Origin of the sequence: Moorena sp. SIO4E2 (genome assembly GCF_010671945.1) — a bacterium.
In the GTDB taxonomy this organism is placed as follows: Bacteria; Cyanobacteriota; Cyanobacteriia; order Cyanobacteriales; family Coleofasciculaceae; genus Moorena; species Moorena producens.
In genome coordinates this window covers 1-16,625 of sequence record NZ_JAAHIE010000113.1, presented here as the reverse complement: position 1 = coordinate 16,625, position 16,625 = coordinate 1, and the positions used below count along the sequence as shown (strand labels likewise).

Here is a 16,625-nt window from a genome sequence, read left to right as displayed (position 1 = left end):
GCAGTACACCATGGCGTTTCACAAAATTCCGTACTAACTCCAGCACCGATGTCTGGTAATATCGCAGTTCCACCAGCACCGGAATTTTTCCTTGTATCCCTTCATCCCCCAACAATCGCACTAAGGCAGTGGATTTGCCTGAACCCGGACGTCCCACCAGTAAGACATGGTCAGCAGCATACTTGCGCAATCCTTCTAGGACAGGTAAGCGCTCAGTTTCTTCCTGATTCTGGTCTGTTTGTAGCTGCTCTAACTTCATGGTTTGCACCATTAGGTTAAAGTTAAACAGCCCAGGAGTCTGTTGCTGCTGCTTGCGCTTGCGGTCTTCGACATCGGTCAGGGTATAAACTTGCCACCATTGGTCGTACTCTTTACGGATTGATGCTAGATCGGGATCCCAAGTGACCATGTTTAGGGTTGAATCGGGTTAAAGGTTAATTGGTTGAAGGTTGAAGGTTGAAGGTTAAAGGTTATGGGGTTTAAGGGAATCGGGAATCGGGAATCGGGAATCGGGAATCGGGAATCGGGAATCGGGAATCGGAAAATGCGATGCGCGCGCATTGAGCCGCTATGCGAGTCACGCGATGAAGCGTTCGCATAGCGTGGCCTACGGCCTCAGCTTCCGCGCTTATGCGATCGCACTACATGAACTGTGGAATAATCAACTCTATTGTAGACACAAGAAACTGCTAAACTCTGCCATGTATAGTAGAGAGACCTCCAAACCCGACCTTGATCACAATTCGAGGTATAGCGCTGGGTTCTCAATTATATTTCAGATATCAAAACTTATGAGGTAAACAGGATTTTTTCCCGATTCCCGATTCCCGATTCCCGTTCCCCTCCTGGGAGGGGTTAGGGGTGGGTTCCGATTCCCGACTCCCGACTCCCGATTCCCGTTCCCCTCCTGGGAGGGGTTAGGGGTGGGTTCCGATTCCCGACTCCCTGCTCCCTCTAACAACTGCTATAAAATAGAACCGAATTAGCTAGATTCAAGAGGAGACACTAAGCTAATGCGAATGCTACACACAATGCTGCGAGTCGGCAATCTTGAGGAATCGATCAAGTTTTACTGCGATGTCCTAGGCATGAAGCTGCTCCGTCAGAAGGACTATCCAGGGGGAAAATTTACCTTAGCATTTGTAGGCTACGGGGATGAATCTGACAACACAGTTATTGAACTAACTTATAACTGGGGGGTTGATCAGTACAACATCGGGGATGCTTTCGGTCATATTGCCCTTGGTGTAGACGATATCTACCAAACCTGCAACCAAATTAAATCCCTTGGTGGTAAGGTAGTGCGGGAGCCAGGACCGATGAAGCATGGTTCAACAGTGATTGCTTTTGTGGAAGACCCGAGTGGATACAAGATTGAACTGATCCAACGCAAAGATCAGGAGTCTGCCCAGAAACCAGAAGCGACAGCAGTAGCTGGGTAATAACTATCGGGAATCGGGAGTCGGGAATCGGGAGTTGGGAATCGGGAATCGGGAATCGGGAATCGGGAATCGGGAATCGGGCTAAGAACATTGAGTTTACCTGGTAAATATCAGAAAAGCTATAAAAATGTTTCCTATCTCCCTATCTCCCCATCTCCCTATCTCCCTATCTCCCTATCTCCCCATCTCCCCACACTCTTCCCTACTCCCTGCTCCCTGCTCCCTGCTCCCTTTGACAACTGCTATAGCAACGATGAATCAAGCATCTACAACAAAAGGCTGGGCGAATGCGATCGCAAAACCGGCAACTGAATTTCCGCCTACTGCCCTCCCGGTCATCTCTGGCCAAATCCCAGAAGGGTTGCGAGGTTCTCTGTATAGAAATGGTCCTGCACGGTTAGAGCGAGGTGGTGTAGCTGTTGGACATTGGTTTGATGGTGATGGGGCGATTTTAGCAGTACATTTCACCCCTGCTGGTGCCACAGGAGTTTATCGCTACGTCCAAACCTCTGGCTATCAAGCAGAAGCAGCTGCTGACAAATTACTGTACCCCAACTATGGCATGACAACACCAGGACCAATCTGGAAACGCTGGAGTAAGCCAGTTAAAAATGCTGCCAATACCTCAGTGCTACCATTACCTGATAAATTGTTAGCCCTATGGGAAGGTGGTCATCCCCATGCCTTAGACCTCCAGAGCTTAGAAACCAGAGGCACTGATGACTTATCTGGCCTAGCCCAGGGAGCAACCTTTTCTGCCCATCCCAAGATTGATCCCAAAACTGGAGAGATTTTCAACTTTGGACTGACGGCTGAACTTAATAGCAGACTCAACATTTACAAGAGCAACTCCACTGGCAAAATTATCAAACAAGGGTCAGTACAGCTAGAGGGTTTGCCCTTCATCCATGATTTTGTTCTGGCAGGGCCGTATCTAGTATTTTTTGTACCCCCAGTGCGAGTGAATTTCCTAAAAGTAGCTCTAGGTTGGTGCAGCTATGGTGATGCTATGGAGTGGCACCCAAATAAGTCAACCCAAATTATTGTTGTAGATTGTGACAGCCTTAGTGTAGTCAGTCGCGGTGAAGCAGAACCCTGGTATCAGTGGCACTTCAGCAATGGTTATGTGGAGAAAGATGGCTTGATCGTGATTGATTTTGTCCGTTATGCTGACTTTCAGACCAATCAGTATTTGAAAGAAGTTGCCACTGGTCAAACTAAGACCGAAGCGAAAGGAACCCTGTGGCAAGCCCGACTGAATCCTGACACTGGTCAGGTCGTGCAGTTACAACAGTTGTTGGATAGAAGCTGTGAATTTCCTGTAGTGCCGCAACAGCGAGTAGGACAATACTCACTTCATACTTATTTATCAGTACATCGCGAAGTCGTCGATATTAGTAAAGAATTATTGGGTGCAATTGGATGTTTTGACCACAAAACTGGCACCTTGATTGTGGCTGATTTAGGAGAAAATCGCTATCCCTCGGAACCAGTCTATGTAACGGATAGCCTGAATCCTGACCAGGGTTGGATATTAACAGTGGTGTATGACGGTAATTCTGATACTAGTGAAGTGATGGTATTTGGTAGAAACACCCTAAATCAAGAACCGATATGTCGTCTGGGATTACCAAAGGTTATCCCCTTAAGCTTTCATGGTCAGTGGAAATCCAGGTAGTTATCTTTTAAATTTACCTGATAAATTCACCTGAACTGTAGTTATCAATTCCAGCAGTATATAGCCATTTTTTTAAGGATAAAGGCTTTCAATTTAAACAATCAGAAGTCTCTCGCCGTCCGCTTCCTGGAGGACAACTTTCTTCCTGTACAGCTAGTAATTGCTGGTAAACCGAATCAGAATGGTACCCTTGTCCAAAACTAGACTCACCATAGTAAAAATTACCTCCTAAAACTGTAACTAGCAGAGTAGACAAAAAGATATATCTTTGAAAACCCATTGTGGTGACCTTGCTCAAAGTTTCTACTCATTACTTCAAAACTTTTCCAGCAAAATCAGCATGAATTTTCAATAAAAACTAAATTAATCAAAAAATATTAAAATAATAAAACCAGCAAAAAACACACTATTTTAACTTAATAAAAACCAACAAAAAACGATGATTTTAGGGATTTATACAAATAGCTTTATGTTTAAAATAAGTGTATTTACGGATATGATTAAATAGTCAAGCAAGGTAAAGCAACCAGACAAAAATTTTGGTTAATAAAATGTTGATTAGAGAAAAATGCTGGCAACTATAGCAGAAGTCATTTGTCAGAAGTCATTTGTCAGAAGTCAAACTCTTGCGCTTACTTAGGTTTGAGACTAATGTCGATGTCCTAACTGCCCTGGCGACTGCTATATCTATAGGTTTGGTCTAGGGGTGTAATTTAGGTTTGGCTGAGAAATGATAAAGAGGAGTAGGTCTGAGAAATCTATAATTAGAGAAGATCCCCTGATCGAATCCTTAGCTGTTTAACGTAAGATGACCTCATTTCCCCGCCGCTACCATATCACCACCTTTGGCTGCCAGATGAACAAAGCCGACTCCGAGCGGATGGCTGGAATTCTGGAGGATATCGGCTTCCAGTGGTCAGAAAATCCCAACGAGGCTGACTTAATTGTCTACAACACCTGCACCATTCGAGATAATGCTGAGCAAAAGGTTTATTCCTACCTAGGAAGACAGGCAAAGCGCAAACACCAACAACCAGACCTGACCTTGGTAGTAGCTGGTTGTGTGGCACAACAGGAGGGAGAAGCACTGCTGCGGCGAGTCCCAGAAGTTGACTTAGTCATGGGACCCCAACATGCCAATCGTTTGGGGGATTTGCTAGACCAGGTATTTGATGGCAACCAGCTAGTTGCTACAGAACCAATTCATATTGTTGAAGACATCACTAAACCAAGACGGGACAGCAGCATTAGCGCCTGGGTAAATATAATTTATGGGTGTAACGAACGCTGCAGCTACTGTGTAGTGCCCAATGTCCGAGGTTTAGAGCAATCCCGTACTCCAGAAGCGATTCGGGCAGAAATGGAGGAGTTGGGACGGCTTGGCTATAAGGAAATCACCCTATTAGGACAAAATATTGATGCTTACGGACGTGACTTACCAGGGGTGACTGAATCGGGGCGGCATCAGCACACCTTGACAGATTTACTGTATTATGTTAGCAATGTGCCAGGCATTGAGCGGCTCCGGTTTGCTACTAGTCACCCCCGCTACTTTGTAGAACGGCTGATCCGCGCCTGTCATGAGTTGCCGGAAGTGTGCGAACATTTCCACATTCCCTTCCAATCTGGGGATAACGATATTCTCAAAGCTATGGCAAGGGGCTATACCCACCAGAAATATCGCCGGATTATTAATACCATTCGGGACTATATGCCCGATGCCTCCATTAGTGCAGATGCGATTGTGGGCTTTCCTGGGGAAACGGAAGCACAATTTGAAAATACCCTAAAACTAGTAGAAGATATTGGCTTTGACCAGCTCAATACCGCTGCCTATTCCCCTCGTCCTGGCACACCAGCCGCATTGTGGGAAAATCAGCTCTCTGAGGAGGTCAAATGCGATCGCCTTCAACGTCTCAACCACCTAGTTGCGGTAAAAGCAGCTGAGCGATCGCAACGTTATCTGGGACGGATTGAGGAAGTGCTGGTGGAAGACCAGAATCCCAAAGACAATACTCAAGTGATGGGCAGAACCAAAGGAAATCGTCTCACGTTCTTCTCTGGGGATATTAATCACCTTAAAGGTGAGCTAGTTCTAGTTAAAATTACCGAAGCTCGTGCCTTTAGCTTGACTGGTGAGCGAGTAGAGGAATAGGGAATCGGGAGTCGGGAATCGGGAATCGGAACCCACCCCTAACCCCTCCCAGGAGGGGAACGGGAATCGGGAATCGGGAATCGGGAATCGGGAGTAACCATGCAGTGAGGTCTTGGGGAGCCACTTACTCATCTCACTCCCCACACCTCCCACACCTCCCACACTTCCCACACTTCCTGTTCCCTATTCCCTTCCCCCCTTAGTAAGGGGGGTTAGGGGGGATCCGCTTTCCCTTCCCCCCTTAGTAAGGGGGGTTAGGGGGGATCCGCTTTCCCTTCCCCCCTTAGTAAGGGGGGTTAGGGGGGATCCGCTGTTCCCTTCACACCAAAAAGTATGTCCTAAACTATAGTTCCGTTGCTATAAAAGACGTTTCCTAATCTTCCCGCTGGAAGAAGCAAACCACATCCCGTATATAAAAATCGTTATAGAGGTCGCCAGCAGAGGGGTTTGGCAAATCTACGGCTTCAACCTCCAGCTCATTATCCCCATCCTTCAGGATGCCAGCACCAATGTTAATGATTTGGGTAAACCAGTGATTCGGATTAGCTCCCTCGTAGGAGTAGATCTTCCCTACACTTTTACCATTGATTTTGACCTCTGCATCACTGTCGGTTGCTGTCAATCCCTTAACCATCAACATCAGGATCGCAGCGCCGCCCTTGTAGCGTCCCCCTGTGTTGAAGGTCTTTTTCCAGAGGCTAGCACCACCATCGCCAATTCTGCGATTGATATCTCCCTGGATCACCACAAAGTTACCGGTGACTAGTTTAGTAGACGCAGTTGCTTTCTGTTCCATGTTTTTTGTAATTATCAAGTTATAAGCTAGTTGTTTGGAATTCTATCAGCTTTGGTGGGTAATGTCCCTTGAGGAATTACTGAATCAATCCCGAGTTATGATATGGAATAATTTCCATGCTTCCTGACTGAGTTCAGTGTAAGATAACTTTTAAGCAATTGACAAAAGCGTCCGCAACTCATGAGTGAATTCCCTGAACATTCACCAAACCCAGACCTTCAATCTAGCACAGTTTCAACAGTTTATAACTTCCGTTTTAAAGATATCCTCCTCGGGGCACAGATGCTGTTTGTTGCCTTTGGTGCGTTGGTGTTAGTCCCCATTTTAGCGGGAGTAAACCCGAATGTTGCCCTGTTTACTTCTGGTGTGGGAACGTTATGTTTTCAACTGGTTACGGGGGGTAAAATTCCCGTTTATCTCGCTTCTTCCTTCGCCTTTATCGCCCCCATCACCTTGAGTGTTCAGAAATATGGTTTGCCTGCAACCTTATCTGGACTTGCAGCTGCTGGCATTGTTTATCTGATTTTAAGTCTAATTATTTTTTGGCGCGGTTCGGGTATGATTACCCGTATTTTACCCCCGATTGTCACCGGACCAGTGATTATGGTGATTGGTCTGAGTTTAGCTTCAACTGCTGTAAAAATGGCATCAGAAGCTGGGGAAGGATACAGCGAAGGGATGGCAATTAGTGTAGCAATGATTTCTCTATTAGCCACGATGCTAACTGCCATTTTAGGGCGGGGTTTTTTACGATTAATTCCGATTTTGATGGGGATAGGAGTCGGTTATCTGGTAACTTTACCGTTAGGGATGGTGGATTTTACACTTGTTAGTCAAGCTCCTTGGTTTCAAATACCTGAATTTACCAGACCCAGTTTTAGTTTACCAGCAATTTTATTTATTGTACCCGTTGCGATCGCTCCTGCCATTGAACATATTGGGGATGTGTTAGCCATTAGTTCTGTGACTGGAAATAATTATCTTCAAGAACCCGGTTTACATCGCACCCTGTTAGGGGATGGATTAGCAACAACATTGGCGGCTTTTGTTGGGGGTCCTCCCAACACCACCTATTCGGAAGTTACAGGGGCAGTTGCCTTAACAAAAACCTTTAATCCAGCGATTATGACCTGGGCAGCTATTATCGCTATTTTACTCTCTTTTTTAGGAAAGTTAGAAGCCCTTTTAAAAACTATTCCTGTGCCAGTAATGGGAGGAATTTTAATTATTTTATTTGGCACAATTGTGGTGATTGGGATGAACAGTATTGTTCGCTCTAGCGCAGATTTATTAGAATCCCGTAATCTTGTGATCGTTGCTGTAATTTTAATGCTAGGGGTAGGGGGAATGAGCGTCAATGCAGGAGGGTTTGCCTTGGAAGGGATTGGACTTTCTAGTATTCTTGGGGTGTTATTAAATGGGCTACTTCCAGACAAATAGCTATAGCGCTACGCTTAGCGTCAGAAGTCAGAAGTCAGAAGTCAGAAGTCAGAAGTAAGCTAGACTCACGTTTCGGAGTTTAGGAGCGACTGCATCAAGACAATGTCAAACATCTGAATGCGTAGTGCTATATATAGCGGTTTATAGGCTAATGAGGTACACAGGATTTTTTACCTCTTGGCTCTTGGCTCTTGCCTCTTGGCTCTTGCCTATTCCCTATTCCCTATTCCCTATTCCCTATTCCCTATTCCCTGTTCCCTTGAGTACTCATTTTGATACCAATTTGATAATTCGATCCATAATTAACGCAGCGATCGCACCAACTCCTACATGAAATAGCACAAACACGAGAGTGTAAATCAAGCAAGGTGTAACACCAGCAGTGGGGCAATCTAAGGATTGTTCCGGGTATAGTTGGGTGATCATAGACTCTACCGGTTTAGCAGCAGTTTGGGACGAAATACCACTAACTGCTAAACCAGTACCGACCAGGGCAATCCAACGTTCTAATTGTTTTTCTCGTTCTTCAGCAGCTTTCTGTTCCTGATGCCGAATTGACTCTAATTGTTTTTCTCGTTCTTCAGCAGCTTTCTCCTTATCTCTGAGGGCTTTTTCCAAAGCGCGATCGCATTCTGCCTGCTCAATGTCCACAATGCCTCGGATACTACCAAGCATCTGGTCAAATAGTTGCTGACCGGGTTTGAGATAATTGAGGTCGGTTTGAATCTGTTTTTTAAACCGTTTAGTTCTTTGGTTGAAGAAGTCTTCCAAAAACTTGATAGTATCGTCTTCGAGGCTATGTTCACAGATTTTGTTTAGCCAGTAGTCATAGTTGTAGTCATTGGTAGCGATCGCATTTTTGTGGTCCTCCATGTCTCGCAGATAACCAGCATACTCAAAGGTCTTGGGTGGCATCTCCGTCAGTTTCTGCTTCAGTTGCTCTAGCCGTGTTTCTGGCTCCCTTGGCAATTCCTTGAAGCCTTTAACCTCTTGTTCCAGTTGGCTATAGAGTGCTCTAGTTTGGCGATAACACCAACGGGCTTGATCATAAGCAAACAGGATTTTACTGCGACAGCACAACAGATTGAAAAAAGACAAGGAAGTCTTTTCAACCAGCTTTGAGGTTTCTGGGTTACGGTTTAACCAGACCAGAAGGTGACATTGCTCCGTTGGTTTCTCCTTACGGTTGTCATAGGCAAAAATTGGACTACCAAATAACTGCCCAGATGCCATAAACTGCGGTTTTTGGTCGCTTCCCTGGAAAAAAGCATCCACACAGGCATCGGCTAACTTTCTATCTTCCTCAAGAGTGCCCACGGGTTCGCCATAGAGCACTAAGGTTTGTCCCAAGGAAGCTTGAATGTTGCTGGCTAGGAGGCACCCTTGGGGATTGAAGTGACTAAATTCACTGGCTGCAACAGTAGTATTCTGGCAATACAGGGTTAGGTCAACGGCATAAGTATCATGAATTTTAGCCGGATAGACCTGGACCGTTAGGGGAGAGCCTGCTAGTTGCAGTGGTGCAGTGTAGGTTAAGGGAGTATTCCCTGTTTCGCTTAGAGGGGATGGTATTTTTTCCGGTAAAGATTTCAGGTCTGGGATACCTAGGGGTTGGCTGAGGTTAGCACAGTGTTGCCACAACTGATCCGCATCCGGTCGCAACTGTTCCAGTTCTTGGCTTAAGTCTTGGCAGAGATGAAAAGCATAAAGGGTGACGCTGGGGTTTTTGAGTCGCAAGGCGGTATCAGTCATCAGTGGGAGTGTTGGGTTTTTCGGTTTCTGGGGGAGAACTCTGACGGAGAGCGTTGAGTAGTTCTTCTTTCAAGTTCTTTTCATACTCAGCTTTAGTTTCTGCAGTGGGGAAAGCGGCTGCAGCTGGCCTCTCACCAATTGGTTCATGATCTGGGAGACTTCTACGTACTTGCTGCAAAGCAGTATTAATTTCTGGTAATTTATTGCACCAATCTAATAGTAATTTGGATATTTCTTGAAAATCTTCTGGAATCTTGTCCAAGAGAGTTTGTCTGTCTTGAGTATTCAACAGGTCTGGATTATTTTTTAGTAACTTTATAAACGCTTTAACGTTTTTTTGTGCAAATGTCATGTTAAAATATCCCAATTTAATTACTATAAACTACTAGTTGCCAATGGCAACGAAAGCTGCCCAATAGTAGGGGTTATGAAAAGGTTTTTCCATAGAATCTAGCTTATAAAACCAGTCGCCTAACTGTTCTTGGTGACTCAGAATCAAGGGCAAATGGCTTGCCCACTCCTCTAATTCTTCTTTGGTGCTATCCCGCAGCCAGAGTTGCGCTTGGTTAAGGGCAACTGCTAAAGGTATCTGCTCTCGCAGATTCTGATAAAATTTAATCATCAACAACGCTGTCGATAAATCGTTTACCTTCCACAAGCTACTAACTACTGCTGGACTTCCAGCAACTAGGAAACCACTGGGTAACCCAATGTATTCATCGCTGATGTTCTTAAAGTCGATTAATCCAGTTTCACAAGCCGAAAGGGTGACCAGGCGACATTGTTCTAATTGTAGGTCAAAGACTTGATCGATAGTCAGACATTTCTCTAGGTCAAAGATTTCCTCGTCACTTATCCGTAAATAGCGCTCCGGATTGGGTTCAGCAGAGGTCGGTTTGTGGGCATTGGCCAGAATTAGAGCTGATTTCCGGGGTTCTTGGTAATTAAAGTAACCGTGACAGCTAAAATGTAAACAGTGGTAACTGTTGAGAGGTTTGCTATCTATAGCAGCTTTGGTAGCATCGTTGTCCACAAGAACCTCTGTATCTGGTGGTGGATTGAAGTAGCCTTTAATTACTTCTACCTCCATAGGAGTGTAAGGTAAATTAGCATTCGGATTTTGAACCGCAAACAGGTGGGTAAACTCTTCTGGGCGTTTTCTGGTTTGAGTAAGTTGGAGTAGTTGACAGCTAGGGGCGTAACTTACCCCTGCTGGAAACCGATCCATGAGAATTTTAGATTTACCTTCTCCCTGCTTACTGGTAATCGGTAAGGCATGAAGGGGTAACAAATGTAAAAAGCGATGGGGGATTAAAATTAAGCGATCGCATTTTTCGGGGATTTGCTGAATGATGTCATCTATGTGAATAATTTTTGCCAACAGATGGAGGCGAGTATTCAGACGGCGTTGCCAAGGCGATTCTTTTGGATATTTTCGGTTACTTAGCCAGGTTTTATGATTATTGTAAGCTCTTAAATATCCATTTATCCACTTTCCCAATTTCTCTAAGTCTTTTGGCTCAGATTGCCAAACTATGGGCTGTTGAGTTTCGCTGGTAAAGATAAACGCAAGCAGCTTATCCCCTGTAATGTAAAATTCTACAATAGCAGTGTGGTCATCTAAATTGTTCTGAAATTTATCAAAGTTAAAGCCAGAACCGATACCTAAATAGTGGTCTTGTAAATCATTCCGTTGCTGTCGCAACTGTTGGAGATGTTGTGCCAGGGCGGTTGGATTTTCAGCTTTACCCTGTTGGATTTGGTTCTGACTTGCTGCTATTTCATCCCTGTATTGTTCTAGTTTAGTAACAATATCTACAGGCAAGATGCTTTTCAAGTCACGGCGGAGAATCTCGTCAACTAAATTGCCGGTTTTGCTCCGTTCAACATACTCAATGGCTGCGGTGATATTAGTTAAGGCTAGGCAAGTTTCTACCATGCCTCGATAGCTTCGGTGGTACCTTTCAGCTAGTTTGGTCTTGTAGTCTTCTTCTCCAGAACCATAAATAATTTCATCTCGCAGGAATTCTACGGTTTTAATGGCAGCATCAAAAGCCTTGTAAGCTTCCCGGAAATTTTGAGCATCTCGGTAAGCAAAACCAAGGTTATTGTTAGTATCTAGATAGTTTTGAGGAAAAGCCTCAAAGGTATAAACTCTAAGAGCTTGTTGGTAACAAGCGATGGCTTGTTCTATATTCTTTGCTTTCTCACCTTTTATGCGCTTACGGTAAGCATTACCGAGATTATGTTGTGTGATTGCCCAATCATAAGGAAATGCCTCAAAGGTATAAACTCTAAGAGCCTGTTGGTAACAAGCGATCGCATCTTCTATATTCTTTGCTTTCTCTCCTTTGATGCGGTGACCGTAAGCATTACCGAGATTAATTTGTGTCATTGCCCAATCATAAGGAAATGCCTCAAAGGTTAATACTCTAAGAGCTTCTTGGTAACAAGCGATCGCATCTTCTATATTCTTTGCTTTCTCTCCTTTGATGCGGTCACCGTAAGCAATACCGAGATTATTTTGTGTCATTGCCCAATCTTCAGGAAATGCCTCAAAGGTTAATACTCTAAGAGCCTGTTGGTAACAAGCGATCGCTTCTTCTATATTCTGTGCTTTTTCACCTTTGATGCGGTCATCGTAAGCAATACCGAGATTATTTTGTGTCCTTGCCCAATCTTCAGGAAAAGCCTCAAAGGTTAATACTCTAAGAGCTTCTTGGTAACAAGGGATGGCTTGTTCTATATTCTGTGCTTTCTCACCTTTGATGCGCTTATTGTAAGCATTACCGAGATTAGTTTGTGTCATTGCCCACTCAATAGGAAAAGCGTCAAAGGTTCTGACTCTAAGAGCTTCTTGGTAACAAGCGATCGCTTCTTCTATATTCTGTGCTTTTTCACCTTTGATGCGGTCATCGTAAGCAATACCGAGATTATTTTGTGTCCTTGCCCAATCTTCAGGAAAAGCCTCAAAGGTTAATACTCTAAGAGCTTCTTGGTAACAAGGGATGGCTTGTTCTATATTCTGTGCTTTCTCCCCTATGATGCGGTGACTGTAAGCAGCACCAAGATTAGTTTGTGTCATTGCCCACTCAATAGGAAAAGCGTCAAAGGTTCTGACTCTAAGAGCTTCTTGGTAACAAGCGATCGCTTCTTCTATATTCTGTGCTTTTTCACCTTTGATGCGGTCACCGTAAGCATTACCGAGATTATTTTGTGTCATTGCCCAATCTTCAGGAAAAGCGTCAAAGGTTCTGACTCTAAGAGCCTGTTGGTAACAAGCGATGGCATCTTCAATATTCTGTACTTTCTCTCCTTTGATGCGCTCACCGTAAGCAGCACCGAGATTATTTTGTGTCATTGCCCAATCTTCAGGAAAAGCCTCAAAGGTTAATACTCTAAGAGCTTCTTGGTAACAAGCGAGCGCCTCTTCTATATTCTGTGCTTTCTCACCTTTGATGCGGTCACCGTAAGCATTACCGAGATTATTTTGTGTCCTTGCCCACTCATAAGGAAAAGCGTCAAAGGTATAAACTCTAAGAGCTTCTTGGTAACAAGCGGTCACTTCTTCTATATTCTGTGCTTTCTCACCTTTGATTCGCTTAGCGTAAGCAATACCGAGATTAGTTTGTGTCCTTGCCCATTGTTTAGGAAAAGCCTCAAAGGTAAAAACTCTTAGAGCCTGTTGGTAACAAGCGAGCGCTTGTTCTATATTATTTACTTTTCCACATTTTATTCGGTAAATGTAAGCATTACCGAGATTATATTGTGTCGATGCCCACTCAACTCGAAAAGCCTCAAAAGTTCTAACTATAAGAGCCTGTTGGTAACAAGCGATAGCCTCTTCAATATTCTGTAATTTCTCCCCTTTTATTCGGTAAATGTAAGCATTACCGAGATTATATTGTGTCGATGCCCACTCAATAGGAAAAGCCTCAAAGGTTCTAACTCTAAGAGCTTGTTGGAAACAAGCGATCCCTTGTTCAATATTCTCTGCTTTATCACCTTTTATTCGTTGATAGTAAGCAGAACCGAGATTAGTTTGTGTATCTGCCCAATCAATAGGACATGCCTCCAAGGTTCTGACTCTAAGAGCTTCTTTGTAACAAGCGATAGCTTCTTCTATATTCTTTGCTTTCTCCCCTTTTATTCTGAAATAGTAAGCAACACCGAGATTGTATTGAGTCATTGACCAATCAATCGAAAATGCCTCAAAAGTATAAACTATAAGAGTCTGTTGGTAACAAGCGATGGCTTCTTCTATATTCTGTGCTTTCTCTCCTTTTATTCTGAAATAGTAAGCAACACCGAGATTAGTTTGTGTCCTTGCCCAATCAATAGGAAATGCCTCCAAGGTTCTGACGCTAATAGCCTGTTGGTAACAAGTGATGGCTTCTTCTAGGTTTTCTGCCTTCTGACCTTTTATTCTTTGAAAGTAAGCATTACCGATATGGTTTTGAGTCTGTGCCCATTCAACAGGAAAAGCTTCACGGGTGTAAACAGTTAGGGCGACTTCATAGCCAGTGATTGCAATTTCTATATTGCTAGCTTTCTCACCCAAGGGGAATTTTGCTACTATTTTGCTAAATTCAACAATATTTGCTGCTAGGGATGTGGCTTGATCTGGTTTTAATTCTTCAAGAGTAGTTGTTGCCGAATCCCGCAATTTATCTGCTAAGGTCTGATTAAGTTTATCTGTATTTGCTTCCAGTAATTTCTCAACTACCTGCTGATTACCATTACTGGAAGCAATTGCTTGTAGTACCTCTAACAGAAAGTCGAGTTGGCCATCAGATGTATTGTCAGCCATTGCCATTCACTGCTCTACAATAGTTATTCAAAAAATAGACTTATTTAAAGCACCTTGGATTTACCAATCTTCCGCCACTGCCAATTTAAGTATTCAGCCTAAGCGCTACGCGCACGCTACTTGAGGTGCTAATGGGCTACGGGCACCCTAACTTAGTCATAGCTTACTTCTGACTTCTTACTTCTGACTTCTAACTTGCGCGTAGCGCTATATCCCTTAGGGAAAGGCAAGAGGCAGAACTTCGTAAATTATAGCATTTTTCAATTGGGTGAAGCTTCTATAAAATAGGGAGCATTTCTATGTGAGTGGTTAACCGTCAGCCGTCAGCCGTCAGCCGTCAGCCGTCAGCCGTCAGCCGTCAGCCGTCAGCCGTCAGCCGTCAGCCGTCAGCCGTCAGCCGTCAGCCGTCAGCCGTCAGCCGTCAGCCGTCAGCCGTCAGCTGACGTAACAAAGATTAAAAGAATGCTTACTTGTTTTCTTAAAAAGCTGATAGCTGATAGCTGATAGCTGATAGCTGATAGCTGATAGCTGATAGCTGATAGCTGATAGCTGATAGCTGAGTGCGACACCTAACCGGATCTTACTTATCCCTAAACTGTTTCAACCAATTGGTCAAATCCACTTCCGTTTCAAAATCTAACAACGCTTCCCCTAAATCCTCCAACTGCTGAAAGGATAATTTCTCAATTTGATTTTGTAATTGGGGATTGATTTCACCTAGGCGACGGTTAAGTAGACGCTTAATTAAATTAAGCTCATTGCGCTTTCCCTGTTCTAATCCTTGTTCTAATCCTTGCTCTAATCCTTGTTCTAATCCCTGTTCTAATCCTTGGCGAATAATTCGTTGATAAACTACTGACTCTTGCATCATATCCTCCCGAAAATAAGCTTGAATTAACTGTTCATCAAATTTCACCCCAGCCAACAGTTGCACGCAAGCAGATAGGTTACGCTGCTGTTGTCTATCTTCAATCATATCGATTCTGGCTGCTACTTGGGATAGCAAGGTTTCTGGCACTTCCGCTTGTGCTAATACTGCCAAGGGTAGTAACCCTGGGGTTGTGAGTAATGGTTGTGGATCACATTCCCAAATCCGAATCACCCGGTAGCGGAAGGATAGGTTCCTCTCGGTAAATTGATTCACAAATACTCCGGCTAATCGGGTTGGTTTCAGGAATATTATTACCTGTTCAATATCACAACGATACTGTCGATATAACCTGACCCAATAATCGAGCATCCGCAGGGGTAAGGGAGGTTCAGATTGGGGTAAGGTTTGAAATTCCAGATGCAAGATAGCATCAGCAACTCGCACAAAAAACAAGGCATCTGCTCGAATTGGTTCTGTGCTTAATTCGGTATTGAGAATTTCGATATCCTCTGCTGGTTCTTGGTTAAACAACCAACGGGTAAAGGCTTGGGGATATTTTTCTACTAAATATTTGAGGGTACTATCGTAAGTCATTAGACATCTGATCTAACTAAGTAAATTCTGGTTAACTAATCGAAAGCAGTGTTAAGAGCCACAAATTACTAGACTCGAACCTATCCCAAATCATCTTCAATAAAACCAGGGAAAGGTATGTCGGAAATATCGGCTACTTAACTAACTCTTGAAATCTCCAGTAAACCCCGACAATCATTAAGGGTAGCTCGGGGGATAAAACCCAGGTAAAATTCTGGCTAGTGTTGGGTAATATTATTCAATAATATCACATTGTTGCCATAATATTAATCATTTTGTTGACTAAATTTCGACTAATTAACCTAATTGATATATTTCTAAAATAAATGCTAATGTATGCTTGATATATTATATGTAATAGCTGTTTTTTAAATAACTCTAAAACTTCCTAAAAAAACTTTTTAAAACCCTTGACAAATAATATCATAATCATTACAATAATCAATATAAACCAAGTTGGAGTTTTTCACAATGTCAGAAAAATTTACTCGCAATTTCAAGAAACAACCGACTCAGCACACTCTCAAAGGTCCTCGTGAATCAGTAATTTATAGTATGCAAATGTTTTATTCCCTGTCTTGATGCAGTCGCTCATGGGGGAAACCCCCAAGACCGCGCTGCATCGCTAGGCTATGCGGAGATTGCCGAGTGGACACCTCTAGAACCAACGGATATTCCAGGAGAAGTAATAACTACCATGACCAAGTATTGGTTGTTGCCATAACACCTTAATTTTCTGGGGGGTTTTCCCCCCGGTGGCCTTGGGTTTCGGAAATTTCTGACATATGTGATTGCCATAGCCGTGGATAGTATTTCTACGGCTATTTTTTTATGGAATTAAGAATCGGGAATCGGGAATCGGGAATTGGGAATTGGGAATCGGGAATCGGGAATTGGGAATCGGGAATTGGGAATTGGGAATTAAGAATCGGGAATCGGGAATTGGGAATCGGGAATCGGGAATTGAGAATTGAGAATTGAGAATTAAGAATTAAGAATTAAGAATTGAGAATTAAGAATTGAGAATTAAGAATCCCACACTCCCCCTTTGACCCTAAATGTAAAAACCTACCCCCGACTCCCGACT

At 43.6% G+C, this 16,625-nt stretch carries 16 protein-coding genes and 2 pseudogenes; 7 read left to right on the top strand and 11 right to left on the bottom strand.

The genetic code is table 11. From position 1 onward, the window contains the following. From F6K37_RS14525 to F6K37_RS14515, 3 genes and pseudogenes are all read right to left on the bottom strand, one after another. Nucleotides 1-409 (bottom strand): annotated as a pseudogene (locus F6K37_RS14525) (hypothetical protein); the annotation flags it as partial. 2 nt (nt 410-411) lie between these two features. Beyond that, complete coding sequence (locus F6K37_RS14520; RefSeq protein ID WP_154659925.1) at nt 412-561, bottom strand: hypothetical protein; 150 nt, start codon at nt 559-561, stop codon at nt 412-414. 214 nt (nt 562-775) lie between these two features. After that, entirely contained in the window at nt 776-961 is a 186-nt protein-coding gene (locus F6K37_RS14515) for a hypothetical protein (RefSeq protein WP_287250907.1), read from the bottom strand. 52 nt (nt 962-1,013) lie between these two features. Here F6K37_RS14515 and gloA point away from each other — a divergent pair, with 52 nt between their 5' ends. Further along, a complete protein-coding gene (gloA, locus tag F6K37_RS14510) occupies nt 1,014-1,442 on the top strand; it encodes a lactoylglutathione lyase (RefSeq protein ID WP_044494940.1) in 429 nt (142 codons plus the stop codon). Between the two features lie 253 nt (nt 1,443-1,695). Beyond that, nucleotides 1,696-3,120, top strand: a complete 1,425-nt coding sequence (locus F6K37_RS14505; protein WP_008188659.1) for a carotenoid oxygenase family protein — start codon at nt 1,696-1,698, stop codon at nt 3,118-3,120. An 88-nt stretch (nt 3,121-3,208) separates the two neighbouring features. Here F6K37_RS14505 and F6K37_RS14500 read toward each other — a convergent pair whose 3' ends face one another. Beyond that, nucleotides 3,209-3,400 carry a hypothetical protein gene (locus F6K37_RS14500; RefSeq protein ID WP_008188662.1) on the bottom strand — a complete coding sequence of 64 codons (192 nt, stop codon included), beginning with the start codon at nt 3,398-3,400 and terminating at the stop codon, nt 3,209-3,211. 528 nt (nt 3,401-3,928) lie between these two features. Here F6K37_RS14500 and miaB point away from each other — a divergent pair. Continuing rightward, nucleotides 3,929-5,275 (top strand): tRNA (N6-isopentenyl adenosine(37)-C2)-methylthiotransferase MiaB, encoded by a 1,347-nt coding sequence (gene miaB / locus F6K37_RS14495; RefSeq protein ID WP_008188664.1) that lies wholly within the window; start codon nt 3,929-3,931, stop codon nt 5,273-5,275. Here miaB and F6K37_RS14490 read toward each other — a convergent pair. Both F6K37_RS14490 and F6K37_RS14485 read right to left on the bottom strand, forming a co-directional pair. Then, nucleotides 5,216-5,446, bottom strand: a complete 231-nt coding sequence (locus F6K37_RS14490; protein ID WP_154659926.1) for a hypothetical protein — start codon at nt 5,444-5,446, stop codon at nt 5,216-5,218. The genes miaB and F6K37_RS14490 overlap by 60 nt on opposite strands. 202 nt (nt 5,447-5,648) lie before the next feature. Then, nucleotides 5,649-6,071 carry a type 2 periplasmic-binding domain-containing protein gene (locus F6K37_RS14485; protein WP_008188665.1) on the bottom strand — a complete coding sequence of 141 codons (423 nt, stop codon included), beginning with the start codon at nt 6,069-6,071 and terminating at the stop codon, nt 5,649-5,651. A gap of 180 nt (nt 6,072-6,251) precedes the next feature. On the opposite strand from F6K37_RS14485, the gene F6K37_RS14480 reads away from it, so the two are divergent. Beyond that, nucleotides 6,252-7,511, top strand: coding sequence for a uracil-xanthine permease family protein (locus F6K37_RS14480; protein WP_008188666.1), 1,260 nt, complete (start codon nt 6,252-6,254; stop codon nt 7,509-7,511). A gap of 267 nt (nt 7,512-7,778) precedes the next feature. Here the strand turns inward: F6K37_RS14480 and F6K37_RS14475 are convergent, their stop codons facing one another. From F6K37_RS14475 to F6K37_RS14465, 3 genes are read right to left on the bottom strand one after another with little or no spacing between them, the layout of a single operon-like run. After that, nucleotides 7,779-9,263 carry a hypothetical protein gene (locus F6K37_RS14475; RefSeq protein WP_287250904.1) on the bottom strand — a complete coding sequence of 495 codons (1,485 nt, stop codon included), beginning with the start codon at nt 9,261-9,263 and terminating at the stop codon, nt 7,779-7,781. Beyond that, nucleotides 9,256-9,615, bottom strand: a complete 360-nt coding sequence (locus F6K37_RS14470; RefSeq protein WP_287250903.1) for a hypothetical protein — start codon at nt 9,613-9,615, stop codon at nt 9,256-9,258. Before F6K37_RS14470 ends, F6K37_RS14475 begins: the two co-directional genes overlap by 8 nt. Before the next feature lie 33 nt (nt 9,616-9,648). Continuing rightward, nucleotides 9,649-14,079: a CHAT domain-containing tetratricopeptide repeat protein gene (locus F6K37_RS14465; RefSeq protein WP_502887744.1), complete on the bottom strand. Its 4,431-nt coding sequence runs from the start codon at nt 14,077-14,079 to the stop codon at nt 9,649-9,651. A gap of 299 nt (nt 14,080-14,378) precedes the next feature. Here F6K37_RS14465 and F6K37_RS14460 point away from each other — a divergent pair, with 299 nt between their 5' ends. Further along, the gene (locus F6K37_RS14460; RefSeq protein ID WP_287250899.1) at nt 14,379-14,516 is read left to right on the top strand and encodes a hypothetical protein; all 138 of its coding nucleotides are present in this window, start codon (nt 14,379-14,381) and stop codon (nt 14,514-14,516) included. Here the strand turns inward: F6K37_RS14460 and F6K37_RS14455 are convergent. Further along, nucleotides 14,502-14,642, bottom strand: a complete 141-nt coding sequence (locus tag F6K37_RS14455; RefSeq protein WP_287250898.1) for a hypothetical protein — start codon at nt 14,640-14,642, stop codon at nt 14,502-14,504. The two genes, F6K37_RS14460 and F6K37_RS14455, sit on opposite strands and share 15 nt — an antisense overlap. A gap of 11 nt (nt 14,643-14,653) precedes the next feature. Then, complete coding sequence (locus F6K37_RS14450) at nt 14,654-15,538, bottom strand: DUF4351 domain-containing protein (RefSeq protein ID WP_287250896.1); 885 nt, start codon at nt 15,536-15,538, stop codon at nt 14,654-14,656. 471 nt (nt 15,539-16,009) lie between these two features. Between F6K37_RS14450 and F6K37_RS14445 the strand changes: the two are divergent. Together F6K37_RS14445 and F6K37_RS14440 are read left to right on the top strand one after the other, a co-directional pair. After that, nucleotides 16,010-16,262 (top strand): annotated as a pseudogene (locus F6K37_RS14445) (hypothetical protein). A gap of 107 nt (nt 16,263-16,369) precedes the next feature. After that, the gene (locus F6K37_RS14440; protein ID WP_287250895.1) at nt 16,370-16,519 is read left to right on the top strand and encodes a hypothetical protein; all 150 of its coding nucleotides are present in this window, start codon (nt 16,370-16,372) and stop codon (nt 16,517-16,519) included. Nucleotides 16,520-16,625 lie beyond the last annotated feature (106 nt).

Excerpts from the sequence above, each read along its gene's own strand:
- gloA (WP_044494940.1), top strand. The coding sequence starts at position 1,014 with ATGCGAATGCTACACACAATGCTGCGAGTCGGCAATCTTGAGGAATCG.
- F6K37_RS14440 (WP_287250895.1), top strand. The coding sequence starts at position 16,370 with ATGGAATTAAGAATCGGGAATCGGGAATCGGGAATTGGGAATTGGGAA.
- F6K37_RS14465 (WP_502887744.1), bottom strand. The coding sequence starts at position 14,079 with ATGGCAATGGCTGACAATACATCTGATGGCCAACTCGACTTTCTGTTA.
- F6K37_RS14475 (WP_287250904.1), bottom strand. The coding sequence starts at position 9,263 with ATGACTGATACCGCCTTGCGACTCAAAAACCCCAGCGTCACCCTTTAT.
- F6K37_RS14480 (WP_008188666.1), top strand. The coding sequence starts at position 6,252 with ATGAGTGAATTCCCTGAACATTCACCAAACCCAGACCTTCAATCTAGC.
- miaB (WP_008188664.1), top strand. The coding sequence starts at position 3,929 with ATGACCTCATTTCCCCGCCGCTACCATATCACCACCTTTGGCTGCCAG.
- F6K37_RS14505 (WP_008188659.1), top strand. The coding sequence starts at position 1,696 with ATGAATCAAGCATCTACAACAAAAGGCTGGGCGAATGCGATCGCAAAA.
- F6K37_RS14520 (WP_154659925.1), bottom strand. The coding sequence starts at position 561 with ATGCGCGCGCATCGCATTTTCCGATTCCCGATTCCCGATTCCCGATTC.
- F6K37_RS14450 (WP_287250896.1), bottom strand. The coding sequence starts at position 15,538 with ATGACTTACGATAGTACCCTCAAATATTTAGTAGAAAAATATCCCCAA.
- F6K37_RS14485 (WP_008188665.1), bottom strand. The coding sequence starts at position 6,071 with ATGGAACAGAAAGCAACTGCGTCTACTAAACTAGTCACCGGTAACTTT.
- F6K37_RS14500 (WP_008188662.1), bottom strand. The coding sequence starts at position 3,400 with ATGGGTTTTCAAAGATATATCTTTTTGTCTACTCTGCTAGTTACAGTT.
- F6K37_RS14470 (WP_287250903.1), bottom strand. The coding sequence starts at position 9,615 with ATGACATTTGCACAAAAAAACGTTAAAGCGTTTATAAAGTTACTAAAA.